26 protein-coding genes are annotated in these 26,275 nt (G+C 65.4%); 15 read left to right on the forward strand and 11 right to left on the reverse strand.

From position 1 onward, the window contains the following. Positions 1–4: 4 nt before the first annotated feature. The 5 genes from AC30PD_RS11310 to AC30PD_RS11330 form a co-directional block, all read right to left on the reverse strand. Complete coding sequence (locus AC30PD_RS11310; RefSeq protein ID WP_489535749.1) at positions 5–3,175, reverse strand: efflux RND transporter permease subunit; 3,171 nt, start codon at positions 3,173–3,175, stop codon at positions 5–7. Then, complete coding sequence (locus tag AC30PD_RS11315) at positions 3,172–4,830, reverse strand: efflux RND transporter periplasmic adaptor subunit (RefSeq protein WP_489535750.1); 1,659 nt, start codon at positions 4,828–4,830, stop codon at positions 3,172–3,174. The genes AC30PD_RS11310 and AC30PD_RS11315 overlap by 4 nt, the downstream gene beginning before the upstream one ends. Before the next feature lie 2 nt (positions 4,831–4,832). After that, positions 4,833–6,059: a TolC family protein gene (locus AC30PD_RS11320; protein WP_489535751.1), complete on the reverse strand. Its 1,227-nt coding sequence runs from the start codon at positions 6,057–6,059 to the stop codon at positions 4,833–4,835. Between the two features lie 251 nt (positions 6,060–6,310). Continuing rightward, a complete protein-coding gene (locus AC30PD_RS11325) occupies positions 6,311–6,748 on the reverse strand; it encodes a hypothetical protein (protein ID WP_489535752.1) in 438 nt (145 codons plus the stop codon). A gap of 684 nt (positions 6,749–7,432) precedes the next feature. After that, positions 7,433–7,768 (reverse strand): YnfA family protein, encoded by a 336-nt coding sequence (locus AC30PD_RS11330; RefSeq protein WP_489535753.1) that lies wholly within the window; start codon positions 7,766–7,768, stop codon positions 7,433–7,435. Between the two features lie 409 nt (positions 7,769–8,177). Here AC30PD_RS11330 and AC30PD_RS11335 point away from each other — a divergent pair, with 409 nt between their 5' ends. From AC30PD_RS11335 to AC30PD_RS11390, 12 genes are all read left to right on the forward strand, one after another. Further along, entirely contained in the window at positions 8,178–8,552 is a 375-nt protein-coding gene (locus AC30PD_RS11335) for a hypothetical protein (RefSeq protein WP_489535754.1), read from the forward strand. A 29-nt stretch (positions 8,553–8,581) separates the two neighbouring features. Then, positions 8,582–9,058 carry a MerR family transcriptional regulator gene (locus AC30PD_RS11340; RefSeq protein ID WP_489535755.1) on the forward strand — a complete coding sequence of 159 codons (477 nt, stop codon included), beginning with the start codon at positions 8,582–8,584 and terminating at the stop codon, positions 9,056–9,058. Then, positions 9,055–9,708, forward strand: a complete 654-nt coding sequence (locus AC30PD_RS11345; protein ID WP_489535756.1) for a redoxin domain-containing protein — start codon at positions 9,055–9,057, stop codon at positions 9,706–9,708. Before AC30PD_RS11340 ends, AC30PD_RS11345 begins: the two co-directional genes overlap by 4 nt. 80 nt (positions 9,709–9,788) lie before the next feature. Continuing rightward, the gene (locus AC30PD_RS11350) at positions 9,789–10,001 is read left to right on the forward strand and encodes a GDCCVxC domain-containing (seleno)protein (protein ID WP_489535757.1); all 213 of its coding nucleotides are present in this window, start codon (positions 9,789–9,791) and stop codon (positions 9,999–10,001) included. Positions 10,002–10,141: 140 nt separating this feature from the next. Then, complete coding sequence (locus AC30PD_RS11355) at positions 10,142–10,537, forward strand: hypothetical protein (protein WP_489535758.1); 396 nt, start codon at positions 10,142–10,144, stop codon at positions 10,535–10,537. Positions 10,538–10,592: 55 nt separating this feature from the next. Further along, positions 10,593–11,870 carry a TolC family protein gene (locus tag AC30PD_RS11360; protein ID WP_489535759.1) on the forward strand — a complete coding sequence of 426 codons (1,278 nt, stop codon included), beginning with the start codon at positions 10,593–10,595 and terminating at the stop codon, positions 11,868–11,870. Next, positions 11,867–13,099: an efflux RND transporter periplasmic adaptor subunit gene (locus AC30PD_RS11365; protein WP_489535760.1), complete on the forward strand. Its 1,233-nt coding sequence runs from the start codon at positions 11,867–11,869 to the stop codon at positions 13,097–13,099. The genes AC30PD_RS11360 and AC30PD_RS11365 overlap by 4 nt, the downstream gene beginning before the upstream one ends. A 15-nt stretch (positions 13,100–13,114) precedes the next feature. Then, positions 13,115–16,273 carry an efflux RND transporter permease subunit gene (locus tag AC30PD_RS11370; protein ID WP_489535761.1) on the forward strand — a complete coding sequence of 1,053 codons (3,159 nt, stop codon included), beginning with the start codon at positions 13,115–13,117 and terminating at the stop codon, positions 16,271–16,273. Next, positions 16,270–16,608 (forward strand): P-II family nitrogen regulator, encoded by a 339-nt coding sequence (locus tag AC30PD_RS11375; RefSeq protein ID WP_489535762.1) that lies wholly within the window; start codon positions 16,270–16,272, stop codon positions 16,606–16,608. The genes AC30PD_RS11370 and AC30PD_RS11375 overlap by 4 nt, the downstream gene beginning before the upstream one ends. 40 nt (positions 16,609–16,648) lie before the next feature. Further along, positions 16,649–17,017 carry a hypothetical protein gene (locus tag AC30PD_RS11380; RefSeq protein WP_489535763.1) on the forward strand — a complete coding sequence of 123 codons (369 nt, stop codon included), beginning with the start codon at positions 16,649–16,651 and terminating at the stop codon, positions 17,015–17,017. Between the two features lie 414 nt (positions 17,018–17,431). Then, positions 17,432–18,400 carry a cation diffusion facilitator family transporter gene (locus AC30PD_RS11385; RefSeq protein WP_489535764.1) on the forward strand — a complete coding sequence of 323 codons (969 nt, stop codon included), beginning with the start codon at positions 17,432–17,434 and terminating at the stop codon, positions 18,398–18,400. Continuing rightward, a complete protein-coding gene (locus AC30PD_RS11390; RefSeq protein ID WP_489535765.1) occupies positions 18,397–18,816 on the forward strand; it encodes a hypothetical protein in 420 nt (139 codons plus the stop codon). The genes AC30PD_RS11385 and AC30PD_RS11390 overlap by 4 nt, the downstream gene beginning before the upstream one ends. 32 nt (positions 18,817–18,848) lie before the next feature. On the opposite strand, the gene AC30PD_RS11395 is transcribed toward AC30PD_RS11390, so the two are convergent. Continuing rightward, positions 18,849–19,187, reverse strand: a complete 339-nt coding sequence (locus AC30PD_RS11395) for a DUF4148 domain-containing protein (RefSeq protein ID WP_489535766.1) — start codon at positions 19,185–19,187, stop codon at positions 18,849–18,851. 155 nt (positions 19,188–19,342) lie between these two features. Here AC30PD_RS11395 and AC30PD_RS11400 point away from each other — a divergent pair, with 155 nt between their 5' ends. The 3 genes from AC30PD_RS11400 (at position 19,343) to AC30PD_RS11410 (ending at position 21,877) form a co-directional block, all read left to right on the forward strand. Beyond that, a complete protein-coding gene (locus tag AC30PD_RS11400; RefSeq protein ID WP_489535767.1) occupies positions 19,343–20,029 on the forward strand; it encodes a heavy metal response regulator transcription factor in 687 nt (228 codons plus the stop codon). Then, positions 20,026–21,354 (forward strand): heavy metal sensor histidine kinase, encoded by a 1,329-nt coding sequence (locus AC30PD_RS11405; RefSeq protein ID WP_489535768.1) that lies wholly within the window; start codon positions 20,026–20,028, stop codon positions 21,352–21,354. Before AC30PD_RS11400 ends, AC30PD_RS11405 begins: the two co-directional genes overlap by 4 nt. A gap of 136 nt (positions 21,355–21,490) precedes the next feature. After that, positions 21,491–21,877 (forward strand): hypothetical protein, encoded by a 387-nt coding sequence (locus tag AC30PD_RS11410; RefSeq protein WP_489535769.1) that lies wholly within the window; start codon positions 21,491–21,493, stop codon positions 21,875–21,877. An 85-nt stretch (positions 21,878–21,962) separates the two neighbouring features. On the opposite strand, the gene AC30PD_RS11415 is transcribed toward AC30PD_RS11410, so the two are convergent. The 5 genes from AC30PD_RS11415 to AC30PD_RS11435 all read right to left on the reverse strand — a co-directional run bounded on the left by AC30PD_RS11415 (position 21,963) and on the right by AC30PD_RS11435 (position 26,263). Then, positions 21,963–22,619, reverse strand: coding sequence for a DsbA family protein (locus tag AC30PD_RS11415; protein WP_489535770.1), 657 nt, complete (start codon positions 22,617–22,619; stop codon positions 21,963–21,965). Beyond that, entirely contained in the window at positions 22,616–23,017 is a 402-nt protein-coding gene (locus AC30PD_RS11420) for a disulfide bond formation protein B (protein ID WP_489535848.1), read from the reverse strand. Before AC30PD_RS11420 ends, AC30PD_RS11415 begins: the two co-directional genes overlap by 4 nt. 40 nt (positions 23,018–23,057) lie before the next feature. Further along, entirely contained in the window at positions 23,058–23,579 is a 522-nt protein-coding gene (lspA, locus tag AC30PD_RS11425) for a signal peptidase II (protein WP_489535771.1), read from the reverse strand. Positions 23,580–23,642: 63 nt separating this feature from the next. Beyond that, complete coding sequence (locus AC30PD_RS11430; protein ID WP_489535772.1) at positions 23,643–23,999, reverse strand: DUF3703 domain-containing protein; 357 nt, start codon at positions 23,997–23,999, stop codon at positions 23,643–23,645. Next, the gene (locus tag AC30PD_RS11435) at positions 23,996–26,263 is read right to left on the reverse strand and encodes a heavy metal translocating P-type ATPase (protein WP_489535773.1); all 2,268 of its coding nucleotides are present in this window, start codon (positions 26,261–26,263) and stop codon (positions 23,996–23,998) included. The genes AC30PD_RS11430 and AC30PD_RS11435 overlap by 4 nt, the downstream gene beginning before the upstream one ends. Between the last annotated feature and the right edge of the window lie 12 nt (positions 26,264–26,275).

Raw genomic sequence — 26,275 nt, forward strand, 5'->3', positions numbered from 1 at the left:
AGCCTCACACCGCTTGCCCCGACGATCGCCAGAATGCCCACCCGTTCGAGCGGCGCTGCCGCCGTTGCCGCATCAACAGATAGGCCGCCGGGATCACGAACATCGACAGCAGCGGTGCCGTGATCATTCCGCCGACCATCGGCGCGGCGATGCGCTGCATGACTTCCGAGCCGGTGCCCGTGCCCCACATGATCGGCAGCAGGCCGGCGAGGATCACCGCCACCGTCATCGCCTTCGGCCGAACCCGAAGCACCGCGCCTTCGCGGATCGCGTCGAGCAGGTCGGCCGTGCTGGTCGTGCCCTGGGCGATGCGCACGTCCCACGCCTGCCTGAGGTACAGCAGCATGATCACGCCGAACTCGGCCGACACTCCCGCGAGCGCAATGAATCCGACCGCGCCCGCAACCGACAGGTTATAGCTGAGCAGGTACAGCAGCCAGATACCGCCCACCAGCGCAAACGGCAAGGTCGCCATGATCAGCAGCGCCTCGTCGAAGCGCTTGAAGGTCAGGTACAGCAGCACGAAGATGATCATCAGTGTGAACGGCACCACCACCTTCAACTTCGCGGTCGCTCGCTCCAGGAACTCGAACTGACCGGACCATGAGATCGAATAGCCCGCCGGCAGCACGACCTTCTCGGCAACCACGCGCTGCATGTCCTGCACGGCCGATTTCAGGTCACGGCCGCGGATGTCCACGTAGACCCAGCCCGACAGCCGCGCATTTTCGCTGCGCAGCATCGGTGGCCCGTCGGTGATGCGGATATCGGCCACGTCGGACAGCACCAGTCGCGCGCCCTTCTCGGTGACGATGGGCAGCACGCGCAGCTTCTCCAGCGAGTCGCGCAGCTCGCGCGGGTAGCGCAGATTGATCGGGAAGCGCTGCAGCCCCTCCACCGTCTCGCCGATGTTGTCGCCACCGACCGCCGAGGTGATGACCGACTGCACGTCGGCGATGTTCATGCCGAAGCGCGCGGCGGCGTCGCGGTTGATCGTCACATCGACGTAGCGGCCACCGGTCAGACGCTCGGCGAGCGCGCTGCTGACCCCCGGCACGTCCTTCAACGTCTTCTCGATCTCGCCAGTTACCCGGTCGATCACGGCAAGGTCGGTGCCGGCCACCTTGACCCCCACCGGGCTCTTGATGCCAGTGGCCAGCATGTCGATGCGGTTGCGGATCGGTGGCACCCAGATGTTGGCCACACCGGGCACCTTGACGATGCGGTCGAGTTCATCGACCAGCTTGTCCTGTGTCATGCCGGCGCGCCAGTGGCTCTTCGGCTTGAACTGGATCGTGGTCTCGAACATCTCCATCGGTGCCGGGTCGGTCGCCGTCTCGGCGCGGCCGGCCTTGCCGTACACGCTCGCGACCTCGGGCACAGTCTTGATCAGGCGGTCGGTCTGTTGGAGCAACTCGGCCGCCTTGCCCGCCGACAGGCCCGGCAGCGCCGACGGCATGTACAGCAGGTCACCCTCGTCCAGCCTGGGCATGAACTCGCCGCCAATGTGCTGGAGCGGCCACAAGCTCAGCACCAGGGCCACCGCAGCAACCAACAATGTCGTCTTCGGCGCGCGCAGCACCACGTCCAACATGGGCCGATAGATCGCGATCAGCAGGCGATTCAGCGGGTTGGTCTTCTCGTCGGGGATGCGGCCCCGGATCAGGTAGCCCATCAGCACCGGGATCAGCGTGGCCGACAGCCCCGCCGCCGCCGCCATCGCATAGGTCTTGGTGAACGCCAGCGGCGAGAACAGCCGTCCTTCCTGAGCCTCCAGCGTGAACACCGGAATGAAGGACAGCGTGATGATGAGCAGCGAGAAAAACAGCGCGGGTCCGACCTCGGCGGCCGAATCACCGATCACCTTCCAGCGCGCCTCGCCCTCCAGCTTCTGATCCGGATGCTCGTGACTCCAGCGCTCCAGGTGCTTGTGCGCGTTCTCGATCATCACCACCGCCGCATCGACCATTGCGCCGATCGCGATCGCGATGCCGCCCAGCGACATGATGTTGGCGTTCACGCCCTGGTAGTGCATGACGATGAACGCCATCAGGATGCCCAGCGGCAACGACACGATGGCGACGAAGGCCGAGCGCAGGTGGAACAGGAAGATGAAACACACCACAGCGACGACGGCGAACTCTTCGAGCAGCTTGTGGCCGAGGTTGTCCACGGCCCGTTCGATTAGCCCCGAGCGGTCGTAGACCGGCACGATCTCGACGCCCTTTGGCAGGCTGGCCTGCACCGTCTTGAGCTTCTCTTTGACGGCCGCGATGGTCTCCAAGGCGTTCTTGCCCGAGCGCATTACGATCACACCGCCGGTCGCCTCGCCTTCACCGTCGAGCTCACCGATGCCGCGCCGCATCTCCGGCCCGACCTGGATGCGGGCCACATCACCGAGGCGCACCGACACGCCTGCGGCGGTGCTGACCAGCGGCACTTTGCGGAAGTCATCCAGCGACTGCAGGTAGCCCGAGGCCCGCACCACGTATTCGGCCTCGCCGAGTTCGAGCACCGAGCCACCGGCCTCCTGGTTCGACTTCTGGATCGCCTCGACCACCTTGGTGTGTGCGATACCGTAGGCCGCCAGCTTGTCCGGGTCGAGCAGGATCTGGTATTGCCGAACCATGCCGCCGACCGAGGCCACCTCGGCCACGTTGGGCACCGTCTTCAGCTCGAACTTCAGGAACCAGTCCTGCAAGGCGCGCAGTTGCCCGGCGTCCTGCGTACCGCTGCGGTCTACCAGCGAATACTGGTAAATCCAGCCCACACCGGTCGCGTCGGGTCCGAGCGTCGCCTTCGCGCCGGGAGGCAGCTTGGCCTGCACTTGGTTCAGGTACTCCAGCACGCGCGAACGCGCCCAGTACAAGTCGGTGCCGTCCTCGAACAGCACGTAGACGAACGAGTCGCCGAAAAACGAATAGCCGCGCACCGTCTTGGCACCCGGCACCGACAACATCGTCGTCGTCATCGGGTACGTGATCTGGTTCTCGACGATGCGCGGTGCCTGGCCCGGGTAGGTCGTGCGGATGATCACCTGCACGTCCGACAGGTCGGGCAGCGCGTCGAGCGGCGTGCGCTGCAACGAGTACACACCCCAGGCGCTGAGCATCAGCGTGGCCAGCAGGACGAGGAAGCGGTTGGCAATAGACCAGCGGATCAGCTTCGCGATCATGGCTTGCTCCGCGATGCTGCGGCGGCGGCCGGCTTCGGTTCGGGCTGGAGCAGCGTCGTGGCGGTCAGCTGCGCCATGTTCTCCGCGTCCATGTAGAACTCGAAGTCGATGCGGTCGCCCGCTTCCAGGCCGCGCGGGGCACCGCCCTTCGGCAGCTTGAAGTCCATCGTCATCGCGGGCCATTTGAGCGAGGCGATGGGGCCATGCGACAAGGTCATCGTGTCGCGGCCGATCGCTTCGATCTTGGCGGTGCCGATGTGCCGAGGGGCGGTGTTCGCGGCCGTCGGCGGTGGCTCGACGTTTAGACGCGCTTCGACCCCTTTGAGGCTGGCCTCGGAGTCGATCAGGAACTGTGACGAGACCACGACACGCTGGCCGAGTTGCAACCCTCTCTTCACCTCGGTCTGCCCGCCGCTCTCGATTCCGATTTCGACATCGACGGGTCGGAAGCGGCCGTTCTCCTCGGCCAGCATCGCCACCGTGCGCTTGCCGGTCTGGATGATGGCTTCGGTCGGCACCAGCAACGACTTCTGATTGCGCATGTCCATGAACTGCATCTGCACGAACATGCCTGGCACCAGCGTGCCCTTGGCATTCGCCAACTCGACCCGCGCCTTCAGCGTGCGGGTGGTCTGGTTGACGTCGGGCAGGATGGCCTGCACCTTGCCGTCGAAGATCGCACCCGGCGCGGCCGGGCTCCTGGCCTGCACCTTCGCACCTGGGCGCAACAGCGCCGACTGGCTCTCGGGCACCTCGGCGTTGGCCCACACCGTGGACAGGCCGTTGATGCGGAACAGCGTGGCGCCCGGCGCCACCGTCATGCCTTCGCGCGCCATCAGCTCGGTGACGACACCGCTGATCGGTGCCACCAGGGTGATGCGCGGTTGCGTCCGACCGCTGCTGTCAACGAGCGCAATCTGCGCGTCGCTCATGCCGATCTGGCGCATCCGCTGGCGCGCGCCGTCGACGAGCGGCGCGAGGTCAGTGCCTTGCATCCGGCGCACCGACAGGAACTCTTCCTGCGCCGCGATCCAGTCGGGCACGTACAGCTCGGCCAGTGCCTGGCCGTTGGCCACGCGATCCAGCGTGGCGCGAACATGCAGGCGCTCGACATAGCCGATCGCCCGTGCCTGCACGATCACCTGGTCTCGTTCGTTGAAGGCAATGCTGCCGACGGCGGCCACCTGCGGCGACAGCGTGCCTTCGGTGACCGTGGCCGTGCGCACACCCAGGTTCTGCTGGATGCGCGGGCTCACGGTCACCTTGCTGCCGTCACCGTCGCTGTCCGCATAGACCGGCACCAGCATCATGTCCATGAACGGCGACTTGGCCGGCTTGTCGAACTTGTTTCCCGGCACCATGGGGTCGTGGTAGTACAAGACCTTCTTGCCGGTCATCGGATCGACATCGCCGGCCTTGATCCCGGAGGTGATGTGGCGACGGGTCGCGTCTTCTCCTTGCGCGATGCTCTGCGGCACGGCCTCGATGGCAGCACTGGCGGCCATCGCCTCGGCGGCCGGCGCGCCTGGCGCCACGGCCGATGGGGCACCACCCATGCCCATGCCGCGATGCATGCCGAGCTGGTAGACGCCATAGGCGCCTGCGACGACGAGCGCGACGGCAATGACGACAGTCGTGAGAACTTTGGGTTTCATGTTCACTTCTCCGAGATATCGGCCGAGCGGGTGGTCGGGCGTGACGTTGCAGTCGCTTCGTGTTCGGGCGGAATGAGGTACTCGAGTTGCGCCCACAGGGCGGCGGCTTCCATCTCCAGGCGCAGCCGATCCATGCGCGTGTCGATCTCCATGCGTCGCGCATCGAGCACCGCGTTCAGCGCGCCGCTGCCCCCGCGGTATGCAGCCATCGCCGCCCGCGTGCGTTCGGCGGCGAACACGATCAGCTCGCTGTCGTAGTGCGCCAGCCGGTCCCGGTCGCTCTGCCACTCCTGCAGCCAGCCAAGTGTTTCGGCGACGTGCTCCCGGGTGACCTCTTCGCGCTGTGTGCGCATCTGCTCGACCACGGCGAGCTTCGCGACCACGTCACGGTCCTGCCGGTTCTTCTGATCGAACTGCAACGGAATCGAGACGTTGACCGACACCATGTTTGAGTAGGCCGGGCCGCGCTGGCTGTACATCAGCTCGACGCTCCAGTCCGCGCGCTTGTTGCTCTGCGCGATGTCGGCATCGGCCCGCGCCATCGCTTCCTGCTTCACCATCAGCGCGATCTGCGGGTGGTGCGCCAGCTGGCTCTCCAGTGCTGCCGCATCAAGGCAAATGGCAGTCACCGGCGGCGGTGATCCCAGGGCCTGATTGGCGTCAACGCCGACCCACCGCGCCAGCTTGATCTTGGCCGTGGCGACCTGTCGCTCGGTCTGGCGGATGCGGTCGTCGATCAGCGCGACGGCGGAGCGCACAGCGAACACGTCCGCCTGCGACCCTCGCCCGCCGCGATACGCAGAGTCCGCCGCTTCGATCTGTAAACCGGCCTCGGCCCTCTGGGTGCGCAGCAGGTCGAGCATGCGCTCCTGGTAGTGGCGGTCGAGCCAGGCCTTGGCGGTATCGCGGCGCAAGCCCGCGAGCGTCACGGCGCGCGCGGCCTCAGCGGTTTCGGCCTCGCGGTCGAAGCGCGCTGAGCGTGCCTTGAGCTTGTCGCTGCGGGTGATTTCCTGCGCCACGCCGATCGAACGCATCGTCATGAAGTCGCGCGTCAGGCTCAAACGGTCGGGGCCGTTGATCGGCAGGTTGTTGATGCCCGCCTTCAACGTCGGATCGGGAAGCTGGCCCGCAGCGATGGCCATCTCGCGCGACGCCGACGCGACGGAATCCTGGGCCACGAGTTGCCGCGAACGGTCCTGCGCAGCACGCAGCGCCTGATCCAGCGTCAAGACTCGTTCTGCGTGGCTGTTGGCACTGGCCAAGGCAGCGCACAGCACGGCCAGGCAGGTCAAAGTGTGGCTGCGCGGCTGACGTGGCAGCCGTTGAGATGGGGCAGAAAACATGACTTCTCCAGACAACGAAACGAGGGCTTCGTGTCGGCTCGACCTGCTGCGGCTGCGAACAGCCGGCAAGCGCAGACGAGCGCGACCGATGCGCCGGACCGACCTGTTCGGTCGTCGGCGCAACGTCGTCTGGAGAATCAGATTCGGAAACAGCAGTGCAGGATGGCGAGCGGCGGAGACGCCACAGCCAGTGCACTGGTCGTGTCGGCTGCGGGGCGCGGCGCGACAACTGGCTCGGGTGCCAGCGGAGTGAAGTAGAGCGCAGTCAGCAATACCGTCGGCACTGTCAGCGTTCCGGCCTGGTCGCTCTGCTGGCCATGACGGCAATGCTCGGCGCAGAGATTGGCGAACTCCGGATCCATCGGACCGGCCATGCTTGCGCAGTCCATGGGCTGTGAATCAGCCGTCGCGGAAGTGTCATCGTTCGAATTGGCATCTGCTACAGCTGTGGCGCCCACCTGCATGTCGACCGCACGCGCCAACCCCGGGCAGGCATAAGCCGAAACCGCCAACTGCGCGAAAAACACCACGCCGATCACCGCGCGGCAGACCCTTTTCGGGAAGTGGCGCGTCATGACGCCCGTCCGCTCTCGTCGACGCACACCACGGCCGAAACAACGTCGACGCACGAGGCATCGGTACGTTCGTCGGCTGTGATCGGGTGATTGAACATGGCGTTGGAGTTTGACCGGAAGCGAGGGGGATTTCAACGCAGACGCGTTTCGAGTTTAGTCGCTCGCGCGCCGAATTCCCTACAGCAGGGGCTTGGACTCCGTGACGAAAAGGCCGCCAGCCTCCGTTCGGGAGGGTCGCGCATCAATGGCGATGACCACCACCGCCCCCCGACGCCGGAGGCGTCCACAGCAGGCTCTTCACACTGATGCCAGCGTGCTTCAATCCTCTCAGCCGCCGCGGATCACCCACACCGAACTCATGCTCATTGCCAGCGCCGCGCTCATCGGCGACAGCAGCCAGCCGGTGGTGGTTCGGACCGCAGTTAACCAGGGTGGCAGCCGCTAAGCCCTGCGTGGGCGACGCGAGCAGCATCAGTCACATCAACGCAGTTCGAAACCGGGAAACACGTCGCAGACGTGTAAAGCGAATCGAAAGGGAGGACATGCGCATGACCTTGCGTGCGGTCACGCAGATTCTGGCGGACAAACGGTCAATCCGAAGCAAGCGCATGAATAATCGAACGCAGTGCGACCAGGAGGGCTCGCCTGCGCTGCGACTTCATGTTGCAGCCGCAGGCGCCGCTTCTATCGCACGAATTTGGGCCCCCACATGATGATTGCCATGCCCAGAAGACTCACGGCAACACCCACCGCGTCGGTGACGCTGGGCCGAACGCCATCGACAATCCACAACCACAAGATCGCGACCCCGATGTAAACGCCGCCGTAGGCGGCATAGACGCGGCCCGCCGCCGTCGGATGCAGCGACAACAACCAGGCGAACAACGCCAGGCTTGCCGCGCCGGGTAACAGCAGCCACACGGAGGCGCCCTGTCTCAGCCAGAGGTAGGGAAGGTAGCAACCAAGAATCTCCGCCACGGCAGTGGCCGCGAACAGCCCGAAAGTCTTGTACGAGTCCATGGTCCGCATTGTGCGCAACACGGCCCGCGCGATCCGCTGTCGCCGGACCCGGAAGATTTCGCTTGCACCTCAAGTGACTTGAGGTATTACTGTCGGTGGGTGGGCGTTTTGCCCTCTCTGGAACCTTAGACATGAAATCTTGGAAGGTGCACTTGGGATTTGGCGGCGCATGTGCAGCATGTTGTGCACTGCCCCTCGTCGGCGGCGTGGCCGCCTTGAGTGCGGGCTCGGCAGCACTGCTTGCCTGCGCCGACGAACTGCTGCCGATCGCCTGGGCCGCCGCCGCGCTCGCGGCCGTGGCCGGCGGCGTGTGGTGGTGGCGGCGTCGCCTGGCCGCCAATCGGTCGGCCTGCGGGTGTGCCAGGGTCGACGAGGGAACTCCGCCCCATTGCACGGTCGAAGGAACGCCATGCAAATGACCGAAGCCCCGCCGATCGCGTGCACGCTCGAAGGCAATGACCTCAACCTGCGCCTCGCAGAGATCCATGCGCTGACCGAGCGCCGCTTGATCTCGCACGAGCTTGTCGGCTCCGCGCTGCAATTGGTTTACAGCGGTGACGCCCTTGTCGAGGTGCATCACATCGTCGAACTCGAACAGCGCTGCTGCGCCTTCCTCGACTTTGCCATCGAAGCGACGCCGGCAGAAGTTCGGTTGACCATCACCCCGCCGGGCGGAACCGACGAGGCGTCGGGTTGGCTGTTTGCGCAGTTTCTGCCGGCAACGGCGGTCGCCGAATTCAAGCCATCGACGTGCGGCTGTACGGCTGGCGCAAGATGCGGCTGACGCGCGTCCACTCGACAAAGGAATGACCCGTGGGTTCCTCGCTTTCCATCGGATTCGTCGCCAGGCAGACCGGCTGCACCGTTCCGACGATTCGCTACTACGAAGAGATCGGCCTGCTGCCAGAGGTCGCGCGCTCGGACACGGGGCATCGGCACTATGGGGACGATGTCGTCCGTCGATTGACCTTCATCCGACGCTGCCGCGACTTCGGTTTCTCGATCGAGCAGGTGCGTGAACTGGTGGGCCTTGTCGATCACCCGGAACGACCCTGTGCCGAAGCCCGAGACATCGCGTCCGCGCAGCTCGTGAAGGTGCGCGACAAGCTGGCCGAGCTGCAGGCCTTCGAGGCGAACTTGTCCGCTTTCGTAGAGAGCTGCAGCGCCGCCTGTGCAGGCGGTACGGTCGTGGACTGCACCAGTCTTGAAGACCTCACACATCCCGCAGAACAAGCCGCGGCATCGAAGCCCGCCGCCTGCTGCAGCCCGACAAAGGAACCTGTGCAATGAACTCCATACGACTGAACAGAAGAGGCGCCCTGGTCGCGGCCGCGGTCTCGCTTCCAACGTTGATGCCCTGGAGCCGAGCCTTCGCCGGCACGAACACGGCGCCCCAGGCCGCGATCGGCAAAGCCGCGCCGGCGTTCGAGGTCATCGATGCCGCGAAGAACAAGCGCAGCCTGGCCGAGTTCAAGGGCAAGACGGTGGTGCTGGAATGGACAAGCCCGTCCTGTCCATTCGCCAAAGCGCAGTACGACAGCGGAAGGATGCAGGAGCTGCAAAAGTGGTCGGCCAAGAACGGCATGGTCTGGCTCAGCGTGCTCTCAAGTCATCCGTCCCGCTCAGACTACCTCGAACCTGCAAGGGCGGAAACGTTCAACCGCGCACGTGGCGCTTCGCCGACGGCGTTGCTCATCGACGCCAGTGGTGATGTCGGCCATGCCTATGGCGCCAAGACCGCGAATCACATGTTCGTCGTCAATGGGTCCGGTGTCCTGATCTATGCGGGTGGCATCGACGATGGCGAGAGCATGGACGCCAAGAAGGTGCTTCGCGCTCACAACTACGTGAGGGCCGCGCTGGATGACGTGCTGGCCGGCCGAGCCGTGAAGGTACCGACGACCGCCCCATCCGGCTGCGCGCTCGCATACGCCGGTTGATCAGACCGCGGCCCAGGCACTGCTCGCAGGGTCACGGTGGTGCAGTCGCGAGCGATCCACACACGACGCGAGAGGGAGCGATGAAGGGTCCCGCGCTTGAGTCGGAGCTGACGTGTCCCAAATGCGGTCACGTCAAGCGCGAGACCATGTCGGAGAACGCCTGCCAGTTCTTCTACGAGTGTGAGAACTGCAATGAGCTGTTGCGCCCTGCGCCGGGCGATTGCTGCGTGTTCTGCTCGTTCGGCTCGGTGAAGTGCCCGCCCGTCCAAGTCGCACGAACGTGCTGCGGGTGAGGTAGGCACCGCTGGCTTCGCAGGACGCGATGGCGCCCTCTTCCTTGGACGCTCAGGGTCAATGACCTCTTGAGTCTGAGAACCGCGTTCTGATCCCATAGAATCCCTCCCCAATGCGTCGCTGGTCCATCATCGCTTTCATGTTGCTCGTTCTGCCGTTCCAGTTGGTCTGGGCGGCTGCAGCGCCTGTGTGCGCGCATGAAACCCAGGCGGCCGCCAAAAAGCACTTCGGGCACCACGAACACCAGCATCAGGGCTCGACATCGGCAATCGCCGACAACGACGGTGCTGCGGACAGTGGCACCGGATCGGGTACCTATCACGCCGATTGCGAAACCTGCCACCTCGGCACCAGCGCGGCCGTGCCCTCGCCAGCGCCGGTCGTCATCCCCCTGCCACACGGCGCCGTCCACGGCAACCACGGCAGCATGTACCGATCGCACATTCCCTCCGGACTCGAACGTCCCGATCGACTTGAACTCACTGCTGCCGTGCGCTTCGGCGGCGGCGTCGAGTTCAGTCTGCATCCCGCCTGACGACACCCGACGTCACCGTCGAATCGCTTCTCTGTGAGACGAGAAGGATGATTCGATGCGATTCCCATTGGTGGCGCTGGCTTTTGCGCTGGCCGCCCATACCCACTCCGCCCTTGCACAAAGTGCGACCGGCACCGCCCCGCTGACGCTGGCCGAGGCCATGCGCCTCGCCGAGACGACGCACCCCTCGGTGCGGGCCCGCGAAGCGCAACTGGCCGCCGCCGAAGGCAGCCGGCGCGAAGCCTCGGCGCTGCTTTTCAACAACCCCGAGCTGAGCACCGACCGAACCCGGCGCCGCGCTGGCGGGCCCGACGGCCGCGCCAACGAATGGAGCGTCGGCCTGAGCCAGCCCTTCGAGACCGGCGGGCAGCAGTCGCGCCGCCGTGAAGCCGCCGCCGCTGGCCTGGACGCGCTGCGCGCCGAAATCGAAGACGTGCGCCGGCAAGCCCGCGCCGATGCCGCGGCACGCTATTTCGCGGTGCTGGCAGCGCAGCGGCGCGTGCAGTTGGAACAACGCTCGCTCGACCTGTTCGACGGCAGCGCACAGGCCATCGCCAAACGGCGTGCGGCCGGGGAAGACACGCGGCTCGACGCCAACGTCGCGCTGGTCGAAGCCGAACGCGCACGCAACGCGCTGGCGCTGGCGGGCGAAAAGCTGATCGAGGCGCGCAGCGAACTGGCCACCGCCGTTCAATTGCCGGCGTCCGCGTTGCCCGAGGTGGCCGGCGAACTCGGCACGACCGTGGGCGACACGCCACCCTACAGCCTGGAACAGCTGCTGGCGGCGGTGCAGAACCTGCCGAAACAACGCGCCCTGGCGGCGCGCGAAGAGGCAGCGCGGGCCCGGCTCGGCGTCGAGCGCGGCGGTCGCTATCCGGATGTCACGGTCGGCCTGCAGGTCGGCCGCGAAGGACCGGGCACCGAACGCGAGCGGGTCACGACTTTGTCGCTCTCGGTGCCACTGCCGATCTTCAAGCGCAACGACGCGGCGATCGGCCAGGCGCTGACCGACATGAGCCAGGCAGAGATCGAGCGCACTAGCGCGAGCCGCGATGCACAGGCGCGGGTACGCCAGCTCTGGAGCCGGCTCGGCAGCCAGCGCGACCGTTTTCTGCGCCTGCAGCGCGTACTGGTGCCGGCCGCCACCGACAACCAGCAGCTTTCGGTCAAGTCACGCCAGGCCGGGCAGATCGGCCTGCTCGAGCAGCTCATCGTCAACCGTCAGGCGCTCGACGCCGAGCGTGACCTGAACGAGCTGCTAGCCGAACTGCAAGTAACCCGAATCGAACTCGAACACGCGGCCGGCTGGCCGCAAGAAGGAAACGCACGATGAACAGCCTGCATGAAGAAATGGTGCGCCCGCGGCGCGCCACCACGCTGACGACGGCCCTGGCCGTGGTCATCGCCCTGTCCGCGTGCGGTGGTGGCACACCTGCCGCCGAAGGCGGCAAGCCCGCCGAACAAGCGGCCGCCAAGAAGGACGATCACGCGGGTGAGAAGGAAGGCGAACACAAAGAAGGTGAAGCGGAACTGACGCTCACCAGCGAAGAGGCCGAGCGCGCGGGCGTGAAGGTCGAGAAAGTCAAGCCGATGCCGCTCGGCGAAACCGTCGTCGTCACCGCGACGATCCGCCCTGACCAGGACCGGCTCGCGCATGTGGCAGCACGCATCGAAGGCCGCATTACCTCGGTGCCCGCGAAGCTGGGCGACAAGGTGCGCGCCGGCCAGACGCTTGCGGTGCTCGACAGCGTGGCGGTGGGCGAAGCGCACGCGGCGCTGAACCAGGCGCAAGCCGAGCTCGGCATCGCCGAGGCCGACTTCAAGCGGGCCCAAGCGCTGATCGCCGACGAGATCATTCCGCGCAAGGACTTTCTGCGTGCTCAGGCCGAGCGCGACAAGGCCGCCGCTGGCGTGCGCGCGGCGTCCGACCGCCTCCGACTGCTTGGCGGTTCGCCGAACGCGCGTGGCAACGCCGTGTCCACATTCGCCGTAACCGCGCCTTTCGCCGGCACCGTGATCGAGAAGAAAGCGACGCTGGGCGAGTTGGCGAGCCCGAGCACACCGCTGTTCAGCGTGGCCGACCTGAGCCGCGTGTGGATCCAGGCCGATCTGCCGGAAGCCGCACTCGCGAAGATCAGGATCGGCGCCAACGCCAAGGTCAGCGTGCCCGCCTATCCGAACGAAACTTTCAACGGCAAGGTCGGCCACATCGGCGCCGCGCTCGACAAGGACAGCCGCACCGTCGCGGCCCGCATCGAGGTGGCAAATGCCGACGGCCGCCTGAAGCCCGAGATGTTCGCCACCGCGCGCATCGAGGCCACCGGCGACAAGCGCGAGGCGATCTCGCTGCCCGACGCCGCGGTCGTATTGCTCGAAGGCAAACCGACCGTATTCGTGCTGGAGCAAGGCGCCTACGAAGCACGCGAGGTCGAACCCGGCGAACGCATCGGCGGGCGCACGGTATTGAAGTCGGGCCTGAAGGCGGGCGACGAGGTCGTCACGTCTGGCACCTATGCCCTCAAGGCCCGGAAGCTGAAGTCTCAGCTCGGCCACGGTCATTGAGAAGGACCACTGACCATGCTCAATGCAATCGTTGATGCCTCGCTGCGCTACAAGGTGCTGGTGATGGTGGCTTTCGCCGTGCTGATCGGCCTGGGCGTGATGGCCTACAAGCAGGTGCCGGTCGATGCCTTTCCCGATGTGACGCCGGCCCAGGTCAACATCTACACCGAGTCGCCCGGCGTGGCCGCCGAAGACATCGAGCGCCTGCTCACGGTGCCGATCGAAGCCGCGATGGCGGGCCTGGCCGATGTGGAAGTGGTGCGTTCGGTCTCGCTGTTCGGCCTGTCCTACGTCGGCGTCTACTTCAAGGACAGCGTCGACATCTACTTCGCACGCCGTCTGGTCGGTGAAAAGTTGCAGGAGGTAAAGGGCCGACTGCCCGCCGGCTACGGCGAGCCGGAACTCGGGCCGAACAGCTCGGGCCTGGGCCAGGTGTTCTGGTACACGATCGAAGACGCCGACAAGAAGCTCAGTGCAATGGACTTGCGCACGCTGCACGACTGGACCGTGCGCCTGATCCTGCGCACCGCAGCGGGCGTGGACGACGTAACCACCTGGGGCGGCCACGAGAAGCAGTTCCAGGTGCAGATCGACCCGCGCAAGCTGGTCAAGTACGGCCTGTCGTTCAAGGAGGTGATGGAGCGGCTGACGGCGAACAACAAGCAGGTCGGCGGCCAGTACCTGAACATCGGTGTCGAGCAATACCTCGTGCGCGGGCTCGGGCTCGTCAGCAACGCGGCCGACATCGGCACCATCGTCGTCGCCGAACGCAACGGATCGCCGGTCTATGTGCGCGACGTAGCCGAGGTCAAGGAAGCGCCGGCTGTTCGCTTCGGCGCCGTGACACGCAACGGGCAGGAGACGGTGCTCGGCATCGCGCTCGCACGCATCAACGAAAACGCGGCCACGGTGGTGGCGGCGGTCAAGGAGAAGCTCGCCATCGCACAGTCCGCGCTGCCCAAAGGGATCGTGCTGAAGGCCGCCTACGACCGCACCGAGATCGTCGACAAGGCGCTGAAAACGTCCACCAACGCCCTGATCGAAGGCTCGATCCTGGTGGCGGTGATCCTGTTCCTGTTTCTCGGCGAGTTCCGCTCGGCCATCGTCGTCATCGTGACGCTGCCGCTGGCCATGCTGTTCGCCTTCATCATGATGCAGCGCTTCGGCATGTCGGCGAACCTGATGTCGCTGGCCGGCCTGGCCATCGGCATCGGCATGATGGTCGACGGTGCGGTGGTGATGGTGGAAAACGCGTTCCGGCTGCTCTCGCACGCGCGCGAATCGGGGCGCCCTGTGAACCGAACCCACGTGGTGCTGGAAGCGGCTCGCGAAGTGGCCAACCCGATCGCCTTCGCCATCATGATCATCATCGTGGTGTTCCTGCCGCTGTTCTCGCTGACCGGGCTCGAAGGCAAGCTGTTCAAGCCGATGGCACTGACCATCACCTTCGCGATGGCGGGCTCGCTGCTGTTGTCGCTGACCCTCGTTCCGGTGCTGGCGGCGCTGATCCTCAAGCCCAAGGAAGAGAAAGACACCTGGCTGGTCCGCGGCGCGAAGAAGCTCTACCTGCCCCTGCTCGACTGGGCGCTCGACCGCAAGAAGGTCGTCGTCGGCGCTGCCGTGGCGCTGCTGCTGGGCTCGCTGGCGCTGTTCCCGTTCCTGGGCAAGGAGTTCATGCCCACGCTGCAGGAAGACGCCATCATGTTCCGCGTCGTTGGCATTCCCTCGACCTCGCTCGACGAGTCGATTCGTGTGGCCAACGTGATGGACGCGAGCCTGCGCAAGAAGTACCCGCAGGTGAATTCGGTGCTGGCCACCATCGGCCGCGCCGAGAAGGGCGAAACGGCCGACGTCAACTACATGGAGGTGCTGCTCGACCTTGCACCCAAGGACGAATGGCCGGTCAAGCAGTCGTATTCGGCACTCGGCCGAGAGATGCAGGAGTTTCTGGAGGGCGAGGTCGCCACCGCCGTGTTCGGTGCGACGCAGCCGATCCAGATGCGGGTGGAGGAGCTGATCTCCGGCGTTCGCGCCACGCTGGCCTTGAAGATCTATGGCGAAGACCTCGACAAGCTCGAAGAACTGTCGGCGCAGATCAAGGGCGTGATCGGCGCCGTTCCGGGCGTGGCCGACCTGGCGGCCGAGGCCAACAAGGGCAAGCCGCAGATGGTGATCAAGGTCGACCGCCAGGCCGCGGCGCGCTACGGTCTCAACGCCGACGACATCTTGTCGATCGTGCAAGCCGGCATCGGCGGAGAAACGGTGTCCACACTGATCGACGGCACGCGCCGTTTCGACATCGCGGTGCGGCTGGCCGACGAGTTCCGCGGCAGCCCGGCCGCCATCGCGGCGATCCCGATCCGCACGGCCGAAGGCGCTATCGTGCCGTTCTCGAGCGTGGCAACGATCGAGCTCGACGAGGGCTACACCTTCGTGCGCCGCGAATCGCTGCAGCGTTATGCGGTGCTGCAGATGGATGTGCAGGGGCGCGACATCGACAGCTTCGTCAAGGACGCCAACACCGCCATCGCCGCCAAGGTCAAGCTGCCCACGGGCTACTGGGTCACGTGGGGCGGCGCGTTCGAGAACCAGCAACGTGCGATGGCGCGGCTGGGAGTGATCGTGCCGCTGACGATCGGCCTCATCTTCATCCTGCTCTACACCGCGTTCAACTCGGTGCGCCACGCCACGCTGATCATCGCCAACGTGCCGTTCGCGATCATCGGCGGCATCATCGGTTTGTTCGCCACGGGGCAGTACCTCTCGGTGCCTTCGGCCATCGGCTTCATCGCGGTGTTCGGGGTGGCGATGCTGAACGGCATCGTGATGGTGACCTTCCTGAACGACTTGCGAAAACGCGGGCTGGCGATCCGCGACGCGGTGCGCCAAGGCGCAGCGATGCGGCTGCGGCCGGTGCTGATGACGGCGTCGGTCGCGATCCTCGGCCTCGTGCCGATGCTGATCTCGACCGGCGTGGGCGCGGAGACGCAGCGACCGCTCGCCACGGTGGTCGTCGGCGGCCTGATCACCTCGACGCTGCTGACGCTGTTGCTGCTGCCCCTGATCTACGAATGGTCCGAGTCACGCGCCGAAGCGAAGGAACGCGCGCGCACGGAGTCTGAAGACGCGGCCGAAGCCGCAGCACTGCCACCCCTTGCCAAGGAGACACCATGAAAGAAATCAAGGCCTACGTACACAGCAGCCGCGTTGCCGACGTGATCGCGGCTTTGAAGGACTGCCCGGCGTGGGGCAGCGTGCGCGCCGGCCGCCGGCACAACCTGGCGGTCTATGTGGTGAAGGGCTCGCTGCTGCCGCTCGACCCCAACGAGCAGCACTACTCGATGGACCTCGGCGACGAGGTCGTCAACGAATACAAGCTCGAGCTGCTGTGCGAAGACACCGAGGTCGCCGAGATCGTCGCCGCCGTCCAGGCATCGGCCCGCACGGGCCAACCGGTCGCCGGTTGGATCACCGTCACCGAAGTCGCTCAAGCCATTGCGATCCACTGAGTTCATGCCCCAGCTTCTCCCAACCCGAAAGGACAACACCATGAAACGATTCCTCCTCCCCCTGTTCTTCGCATCCGCCATCGCACTGCCGGCATTTGCCGCAGAAGACCATGTTCCGAAACACGGCGGCGTGGTCGTCGAGACCAAGGCGGGTGACCTCGAACTGGTGGCTAAGCCCGACTTGATGGTCCTTCACGTCAGCGACCACGGCAAGGCGATGAAGCTGACCAGCGCCAGCGGCAAGCTGACCGTTTTCAACGGCAACGAGAAGACCGAGGCAGCGCTCGCGCTCGTCGGCGACAAGCTCGAAGCCAAAGGCAGCTTCAAGTTCACCGCGGGCAGCAAGGTGCTGGCCGAGGTTTCGCTGAACGGCAAGCCGGCGGTGTCGGCGCGCTTCACGCTGAAGTAAGACGCACGTCGCAGTGTCGCGGGGCAAGTGGTCGAAGACGCCCTGCGCACCACTTGCGCTCCGCCTGAACACGTTCCCCGCCCATTGCCGCGCTTTTGGGAAACAGCCCCGTGCGAAAGCATCTCCCAGATTCGCCGATTGGCCTGACGATCGTGCTGATGTGGGTTGGCCTTGTGGTGCTGGCATTCGCGGCCTACTGGCTCTTTCGGTGGTGGAGACAACGTCACCCCTTGCCGAAACCGAAGCCAGAACCGGTGCAGTCGTACACGCAGCGCCTCCAGCAAAGGATGAACAAGCAGCGCCTCGGCGCTGCCCCGTCCGATGCCGAGAAGCCAGGCAAACACCACAAGCACTGAGGAGTTCGACGATGCACGACCGACCCGCTTCCCTCCTGCCTCACCCCCGGGCGCAGCGATGAGTGCCGGTCACAGCCACGCGATTCCGGAATCGGGCAACGAGCGCGCGCTGTGGATGGCGCTGGGCTTGACGTCGATCTTTCTGGTCGCCGAGGTCATCGCCGGCATCGTGTTCCAGAGCCTGGCACTCCTGGCCGACGCAGCGCACATGTTCACCGATGTGGCGGCCTTGGCGATTGCGGTCGCGGCCGTTCGCATCGCGCGGCGCCCGGCCGACGCCAAACGCACCTACGGCTATCACCGTTTCGAGATCCTGGCCGCCGCGTTCAACGCTGTGCTGCTGTTCGGCGTGGCCATCTACATCCTGTATGAGGCCTATCGCCGATTCAGTGCGCCTGCCGAAGTGCAGCCGACGGGCATGCTCATCGTCGCCGTGCTGGGCTTGGCGGTCAACCTGCTCAGCATGCGGTTCCTGCAGAGTGGCAAGGACAGCAGCCTGAACGTCAAGGGCGCCTATCTCGAGGTGTGGGCCGACATGCTCGGATCGATCGGCGTCATCGTCGCTGCGCTCGTGATCCGTTTCACCGGCTGGGCCTGGGTCGACACCGTGGTTGCCGTCGGCATCGGCTTGTGGGTTTTGCCGCGAACCTGGGTTCTTCTGAAGGAGAGCCTGAACATCCTGCTCGAAGGCGCACCCGACGGTGTAGACGTTGACGAGGTCGGGCGCGCGATCCTTTCGGTGCCCGGCGTGACCGGCGTTCACGACCTGCACATCTGGGTGCTGACGAGCGGCAAGAACAGCTTGACCGCGCATGTGGTGCAGACCGAGTCGAGTCGTCCCGAGACAATCCGCTCTGGCATTCAAGAAGTTCTGGCCGAGCGGTTCAAGGTGTTCCACACGACGCTGCAACTGGAATTCACACCATGCCAGCACACCGACGACGGTTGTAACTATGTGGCCCGGCCGCACGGCAATGAATCCCACGAAGGGTCGGCGGTTCGGCCCCCCAGCGGGGCGACGCCATGACCGCGCCGGTGATGCCGCCCGCCAAGGCATGTGGAACGCGGATGACCGCGACCGATCGGTCGCGGTGGCGCGTGTTGCTTCTACTGAGCACCGGTGCGGCGAGCGTCGGCTGCACGACACCGTTCGAGGGACGCTACGATTTCTACGATGCCTGGCGAAAGGGGAAAGTCGTCCAAGTCGAAACCGCTCAAGGGCTTCGCCGCAGTTCGCCACAGGATTGCCGCAAGGACGCGACGACCCGACCTGCCGACACGCGATACGCCTACGTCCAGTACCGCGGCATCAGTCGACTCACCTCGCGCATCGTGCCGCTTGCAGCCGACGCGAACCTCAAGGCCGGCGACCTTGTCTACGTGAAGGTCAATGACTGCAACGCACCCGTCCCCTTGCGCGCGGTGCAGGCCGACACATGGTGAGGCATTGGTCGGCGGCGGACCGACGCGCCGTTTCAGCCGCCAGTGTTCTGCTCCATCCGCGTTCGGCGCTCAGCAGCAGTTTCGTTGCGCAGCTCGTTGATCACCTGGTCGCGGGTCTTGGCGGCGCCCGAATTCTTCATCGGAAAGATCCCGGTGCGGTTGGCCGAGTACAACCACCCCGCCTTGCGGGCGGCTTCGACCTCGGCCGCCACCTGATCGCGACTCAGGCTGCTTTTTGCAACATGGTCGGGGTGCTGGGTGTAGCCGATCTCGCCATTGGCGGGATGGAATTCCGACGAGGCGAAAGACACGGCCGGTGCGACGAGTGCTGCCGCGCACGCAGCTGCCAGGAAAGATTTGCGGAAGTTCATGGGATGGTTCCTTGTCTCGGGTTCGGCCCGCGGCGAACCGCCGGGGTCATGCCTTGCGGCACAGAGAGAACTTTAGAAATTCACCCCCGACGAAAGCCCACCCGAAATATGACGATTTGGTCATCGTGGCGAAGCCTGCCCCACGAACTGTCTCAATGAAGCTTCTGGTCATCGAGGACGAGGTCAAGCTCGCTGAATACCTGCGCAGGGGCCTGACCGAAGAGGGCTACGTGGTCGACGTGGTCCACAACGGCGTGGACGGCCTGCACATGGCCATGGAGGGCAGCTACGACCTTCTGGTGCTCGACGGCATGCTGCCCGGCATCGACGGCCTGGGGCTGCTGGCTGCGCTGCGCCAAAGCAAGCAGACGCCGGTGCTGATGCTGACCGCGCGGATCAAGGTCGAAGACCGCGTGCGAGGGTTGCAGGGAGGCGCCGACGACTATCTGATCAAGCCCTTCGCGTTCTCTGAACTGCTCGCGCGCATCGAAGTGTTGTTGCGACGCACGCAGCCCCGTGCCGAAGCTGCCGGCTCGATGGTCCTGAGCCTCGCCGATCTCGAACTCGACCTGCTGCGCCGAAAGGCGACACGCGCCGGTCAGCGCCTGGACCTCACAGCGAAGGAGTTCGTGTTGTTGACGCTACTCATCCGCCGACAGGGCGAGGTGCTCTCCCGCACCGAACTCGCGGAGCAGGTCTGGGACATGAACTTCGACACCGAGACCAACATGGTCGAGGTGGCGATTCGCCGCCTGCGCGCCAAGCTCGACGTGCCGTTCGAGCGCTCGCTGCTACACACCGTCAGAGGCATGGGCTACGTGTTGGAGGTGCGCGCCGAATGAACAGACGCGGGAGTTCGCTGGGACGCCGTCTGTCGTGGTGGCTTGCGTGGCAGAGCTTTGGCGGGCTCATGGCCGTCTGCCTGGCCGTGTATGCGGCCACCGCGCTGAGCCTGACCGAACGGCAACAGGACACATTGACGCAGAAGCAGCAGCAGGTACTGCACCTGCTCAACGAAACCGCGCGTAACCACGACCTGACGACGTTAAAGCACAAGCTCGACGACTACTTCGTCGGGCACCAGGATATGACTCTTGTGCTGCGGCAACGCGACGGCACCGTGCTCTATCAAAGTGCCGTGGCCAACGGATCAGCGCGTGATCGACTGGAGGCGCTGTTCGACGCGCCCCGCGCGATGCTGTCTGCGCCGCAGGTAACGGCGATGCTGACACTGGACACCCACGATGACACCGTGCTGCTGCGACGCCTTGCCTTCACGCTGTTCGCAGCGGCCATCGTCGGCGCACTGATCGTCTCCGCCGGCGGGTTCCTGCTGGTCAGGCTCGGACTCAAGCCATTGCACCACCTCGTCGAGCAGACGCGGCGACTGGCCGCGGACAACTTGCGCCAGCCGCTGGACGGGTCGGCCCAGCCCGAGGAATTGCAGCCCTTGATCGCGCAGTTCAACGCGCTGCTCGGCCGCCTCGCCCACTCATACGAACAGCTCGAAGGCTTCAATGCCGATGTCGCGCATGAACTGTGCACCCCGCTGGCCACGCTGGTCAGCAGCACCGAACTGGCGATGCGCAGACCCCGCACGGCCGACGACCTGCGCGACGTGCTCGGGTCCAACCTGGAAGAGTTGCATCGGATCGCAAGCATCGTTCAGGACATGCTGTTCCTGTCGCAGGCAGATCGAGGGTCGGTCGCGCGCCGCGCGCCCACGCCGAGCCTGGCAGTGCTCGTCGGCACGGTCGCGGAGTACCACGAGGCAGCGCTGGAAGAGGCCGGCCTTCGACTCGACATCGTGGGAGATGCGTCCGGCGACTTCGACATTCAACTGCTTCGACGGGCCTTGTCGAACCTGGTGGGCAACGCCACGCAGTACGCGCAACGCGCTACCGTGGTTCGCGTCGATATCGACACGCCGCTGGCCGGTGAAGTACGCATCGCGGTATCGAACCAGGGCCCCTCGATCAAACCCCAGGACCTGCCGCGTTTGTTCGATCGGTTCTTTCGCAGCGAGCACTCCCGCAGTGATGCCGCTCAGCATCATGGGCTTGGATTGTCGATCGTGGCAGCGATCGCGCGCATGCATGGAGGGCGACCATTCGCGGCGTCTGCCGATGGCTTCACCACGATCGGATTGACGCTCGCCCGTTCGTAGACCAAAAAGCACCAACCAACGGCGGATTCCGAACACGGCGCAAGGCCGCGATCGGGAACATCCTTGCGAGCGCGGACTCCAATAGGCCGCGGGCCCGTCGACTTGGGCGACAGCCAGCGCTTGCAAGGAGAGAGTCATGCCTGGTACTCGCCAACGAACACTGGCAGCTCTCGTCATCGGAACCCTGCCCCTGACGAGCCATGCCCTGCCCGAAATCGTTCCGCTTCCGCCGATCGCCGGACCCGAACTGATTCGTCAACTCGTCGCGTTGCCGGGAGGGTTTGTCGAACTGTGCACCGGGCTACGGAGAGGCCGTGCGCTGACCTGGACATTTGCAGCCGACGGGCCACTGGACTTCAACACGCACTTTCATGTCGCAGACGAGGTGAAGTACCCCGAACGGATGACCGCGATGCGAGCTGCGCAGGGCACCTTCGTGCCGAGCAGCGACCAGCAATTCTGCTGGATGTGGAGCAACCCGACACCAGCCGCACTGAACATTCGAGTCCGGCTCGGCCCGTGAACTGCGCCGGTCGCACGGACTCGGCGCGCACCAATGCCGCCCTGCCGGACGGCGGCTCTCGTTGCAGCCGCCGGTGCCGCTCGCGCTACTGCGCCTTCGCCTTTTTGATCTCCTGATCGACCAACGCCTTCAACTGCGCCTCACCGAACTCACGCAGTGGCGTACCGTTCACGAAGAAGCCCGGTGTCCTGTCCACCTTCAAGGCTTTCATGTCCGCCACATCCTGCCGCAGTGACTGCGCGATGGCAGCGCTGCCGGCCTCTGACTTGGCCCTCGCCACATCCACTCCGATGTCAGAGATCAGTTCCCAGATCAGCTCGGGCTGCGGATTGTCGTGCGCAGCCCAGCGGGGCTGCAAGGCCATCGTCCGTTCGAGGGCTTCCCAATACTTTCCTTGAAGCCTGACAGCTTCCAGAATCTGAACCGCCCGGTCCGAACCTTGGTGCAGCGGCGCGTAGCGAACCACCAGCTTGACCTGACCAAAACTCGCGTTGACGATGCCTTTGACGATCGGATAGAAAGCGCGGCAGGTCTCGCACGCCGGATCGAAGAACTCCACGATCGTGACCTTGGCGGCGGGATTGCCGAAGACCGGCGAATGCGCTCGGACCAAAGCCTCGTTGTTTGTCAGCGCGGCCTGGGTGACTTCCTGCCGGGAACGATCTTTGTAGACCAAGGCACCAGCAACAAAGGACAGCAGCACGGCCGCAACCGTGGAAAGGACGATCCACTTCTTGTTCATGTCTTCATCCTTCTTCCAGCAGTCCACAACAACGCAAGTATTGCCGTGAACGCGATCAACGACAGCAACGGGATCGGTACGAAACCCGCTACCTGAACGTCGGCGTCGGCACAAGACGAACCCTTGCCGCAAGGGATCAACCCCTCGGCCACCACGCCCCAGAAGATCAGGCAGTGATAGGCCGCTATGCCCCATCCGAGCCCTGCGAGCGGCGAGGCGTATAGAACGCTGCGAGCGTCGGCTCCGAACAGTCCGATGCCCAGTATCAACACCAGCGGGAACATGGCAATGCGCTGATACCAGCACAGCACACAGGGAGTCATGCCCATCACTTCGCCCAGGAAGACCGCACCTGCCGTCGCGACAAGGGCAATCAGCCAGGCCCCGAACAAGGGCACCCAAAAAGAGCGGCCTCGCGGGCCTACAAGCTCGAAAGCCTCAGCTGACATCGGTTCGCCCCCTCGGCTCTGCGGCTGGGTCAGGTTGGAATGACGCGAGCAGCAACAGTCCCGCACCGCCCACCACGAAAACGTCGGCCAGATTGAACGCCGGCCAGTGCAGGCGGCCCCAGTAGAGGTCGAGGTAGTCGATCACCGCACCGATGCGTATCCGATCGATGACGTTGCCCATGGCGCCGCCGATCATTCCAACGAACCCCGCCGTTTCCAATCGGCTTCGTACTCCACGCCACAACATGCCGGCGAGCGCCAGGCTGACCACGATGCCAATGGCACTGAGGGCATGACGCTGCCAGCCGCCAGCGTCGGCCAGGAAGGAGAAGGCCGCGCCGGGATTGAGTACGTGGACGATGTTGAACCAGGACGTCAGCGCCACGCTGAGCCCCAGCGGCAACTGGTCCGCCACGACCCCCTTGATCCCCTGGTCCAGCACGACGAGGCCCGCCGCCAGCAGCAGCATCACCGGCCGGTGATCGCGAGAATTGAATGGTTGCGGATTCAAGCGAACAGTTCCTGCAAGTGCGACTTGCGGTTTTGGCCACCAGCATGGACCGGACCATTCATCTCAGGGCCCCTTGTCGTCCAGCAGGGACTCGATATCTGGGGGGATGGCCATGGGCGCGAAGGCACTGACGTTCGCTGCTCCCGTGTTGCCGCGTGGCAGCCGCGCCAGCAGATGACCGAGGGGAACGAGCGCTACGCGCAGCACCTGGCCGCGCACTTCGCGCCAGTCGCGCAGCGACGTGGCGATTGAAAGCATGCGCAGGTGGACCTTCAGGTGAGGCCCGAAGTCACGCTGCCCCAGCACATGCGCGCGCTCCAGCGACGCGAACGCGGCAGCGGCATCGCCAGCGGCCCAGCGCTGGCCCGACTCGGCGAGGGCGGCCTCGAAGGCCGCAACCCGGGGCGAGACTGTTTTCATGGTGTCTTGACTCCTTTGCGCAGCAGTCGAAGGCCGTTGCCCACCACCAGCAGGCTGGCGCCCATGTCGGCGAACACCGCCATCCACATGGACGCGTTGCCGAACACCGCCAGCACCAGGAACACCGCCTTGATTCCGAGCGCCAGCGTGATGTTCTGCCAGAGAATGGCATGTGTGGCTTGCGACAAGCGCACGGTCTCCGCAATGCGGCGCAGGTCATCATTCATGACGACCACGTCGGCCGCTTCCATTGCGGTGTCGGTGCCGGCCGCGCCCATGGCCACGCCGATGTCAGCCTGCGCCAGCGCTGGTGCATCATTGATACCGTCACCGGTCATCGCTGTCGGCCCATGCTGTGCCTGCAGGGCCTTGATCGCTTCGAGCTTGTCTTCCGGCAGCAGGTTGCCGCGTGCCTCATCGATGCCGGCTTCGTGGGCAATGGCGCTCGCTGTGGCCTGGTTGTCTCCGGTCAGCATCACTGGGGTGATGCCCAGCGCTTTCAACGACGCGACCGCCTCGCGCGACGATGGTTTGATGGTGTCGGCCACCGCGAACAACGCCAGTACACCGTCCTTCGAGGCGAGCAACGTCACGGTGCGGCCGGCCTCCTCGTGTGTCTTCAAGGTGGCCTCCAGTGCGGGCGAACACTGGCCGCGCTCTTCGATCAGGCGGTGGTTGCCCAGCACGTAGCGGATCCCGTCTACGTCGGCCTCGACCCCCCGACCAGCAAGCGCCTGAAAGCCGCTGACCGGCAAGGTTGAGGAAGACAGCCCTTGGGCAATGGCACGCGACACAGGGTGGTCGGATTCGCCGGCCAGCGCAGCGGCTACCCCTTCGGCAAGTTGGGTGTTCGCCGCAGCGGCGAGCACTTCCGTCGCTACCAGCTTGGGCTTGCCTTCGGTGATCGTGCCCGTCTTGTCGAGCGCGATCGCCTTGAGCTTGCGCGCGCCTTCGAGGTAGATGCCGCCCTTGATCAGGATGCCGCGCCGCGCCGCCGCCGCAAGACCGCTGACCACAGTGACGGGTGTGGAGATGACAAGCGCGCACGGGCAGGCGATGACCAGCAGCACCAGCGCCTTGTAGATCGCCTGCATCCAGGTCCAGTCGAGCAACCAGGGCCCGAGCAGGGCCACCACGAGGGCAAGCACGAATACGCCCGGGGTATAGACGGCCGCGAAGCGATCGACGAATCCCTGGGTCGGCGCACGTGCGCCCTGTGCCTCTTCGACCGCGTGAATGATGCGCGCGAGAGTGGAGTTCGAAGCCGGGGATGTGACCTCGAACTCGAAGCTTCCAGTCGCATTGATCGTGGCGGCGAACACTGGGTCACCCACCGCCTTGTCGACCGGGATGCTCTCGCCGGTGACCGGCGCCTGGTCGATGCTGGTGGTGCCGGCGGTGATGGTGCCGTCCATCGGCACCCGCTCGCCGGGTCGAACGCGCACCACCGCGCCCAGCGGAACATCGGCCACCGGCACGGTCAACCACGAACCATCCACCTGCCGAACGGCGGCTTCCTCGGGCGCCATCGCCAGCAGGCCCTTGATGGCATTGCGTGCCCGATCTACAGCTTTCGCCTCGATGGCTTCGGCAATGGCGTACAGGACCATCACCATCGCAGCCTCGGGCCACTGCCCGATCGCGAAGGCACCGGTGACCGCGACCGTCATCAAGGCGTTGATGTTGAGGCGCCCGCGAAGCAGTGCCGTCAGGCCCTTCTTGTAGACATCGATGCCCGCCATCCAGATCGCGACGGCGGCGACCGCCAGCCCGAGGCCCTGCCAGATGCGGGTGTCAGGCGCAAAGAAACCGACGAGCTCGGCGCCGACGGCCACCGCCAGCGCGAACCCAAGGCGTCGAATCCCGCCAGCATCGGCCGCGTGATCGTGTTCGTCTTCACCGGTCGCTGCCGATGGTTGGCCGGTAGTTGCTGCGGCAGCCAATGGCTGCGGATCGAAGCCTGTCTTTCGAATCGCCGCGAGGGCTTGTTCGACGATCGCGGGTGCGGCGTCGAGGGCCATGGTCCGCTCGCCAAGCTGGAAGGTCATCGACCTGATGCCGGCGATGCCCGCGACGGCGCGGCGGATCTCGGACTCCTCGCTCGCGCAGTCCATCGTCGGTATCTTGAATCGCGCGCGCGCCCTACCATCCGGCAGGAGAGTCGCGTCGGGAATTGGGGCTGCAGCTGGCGCCCCGCAACAAGCGTCGCAGGCGTCGCCGCCAGCGGCCTGCGTCGCCTTGGTGGTGGTGTCGGGGGTGTTCATCGGCGGGTCCTT

The sequence above is a fragment of the Rhizobacter sp. genome (genome assembly GCF_032229685.1).
Taxonomy (GTDB): Bacteria; Pseudomonadota; Gammaproteobacteria; order Burkholderiales; family Burkholderiaceae_C; genus LMDS01.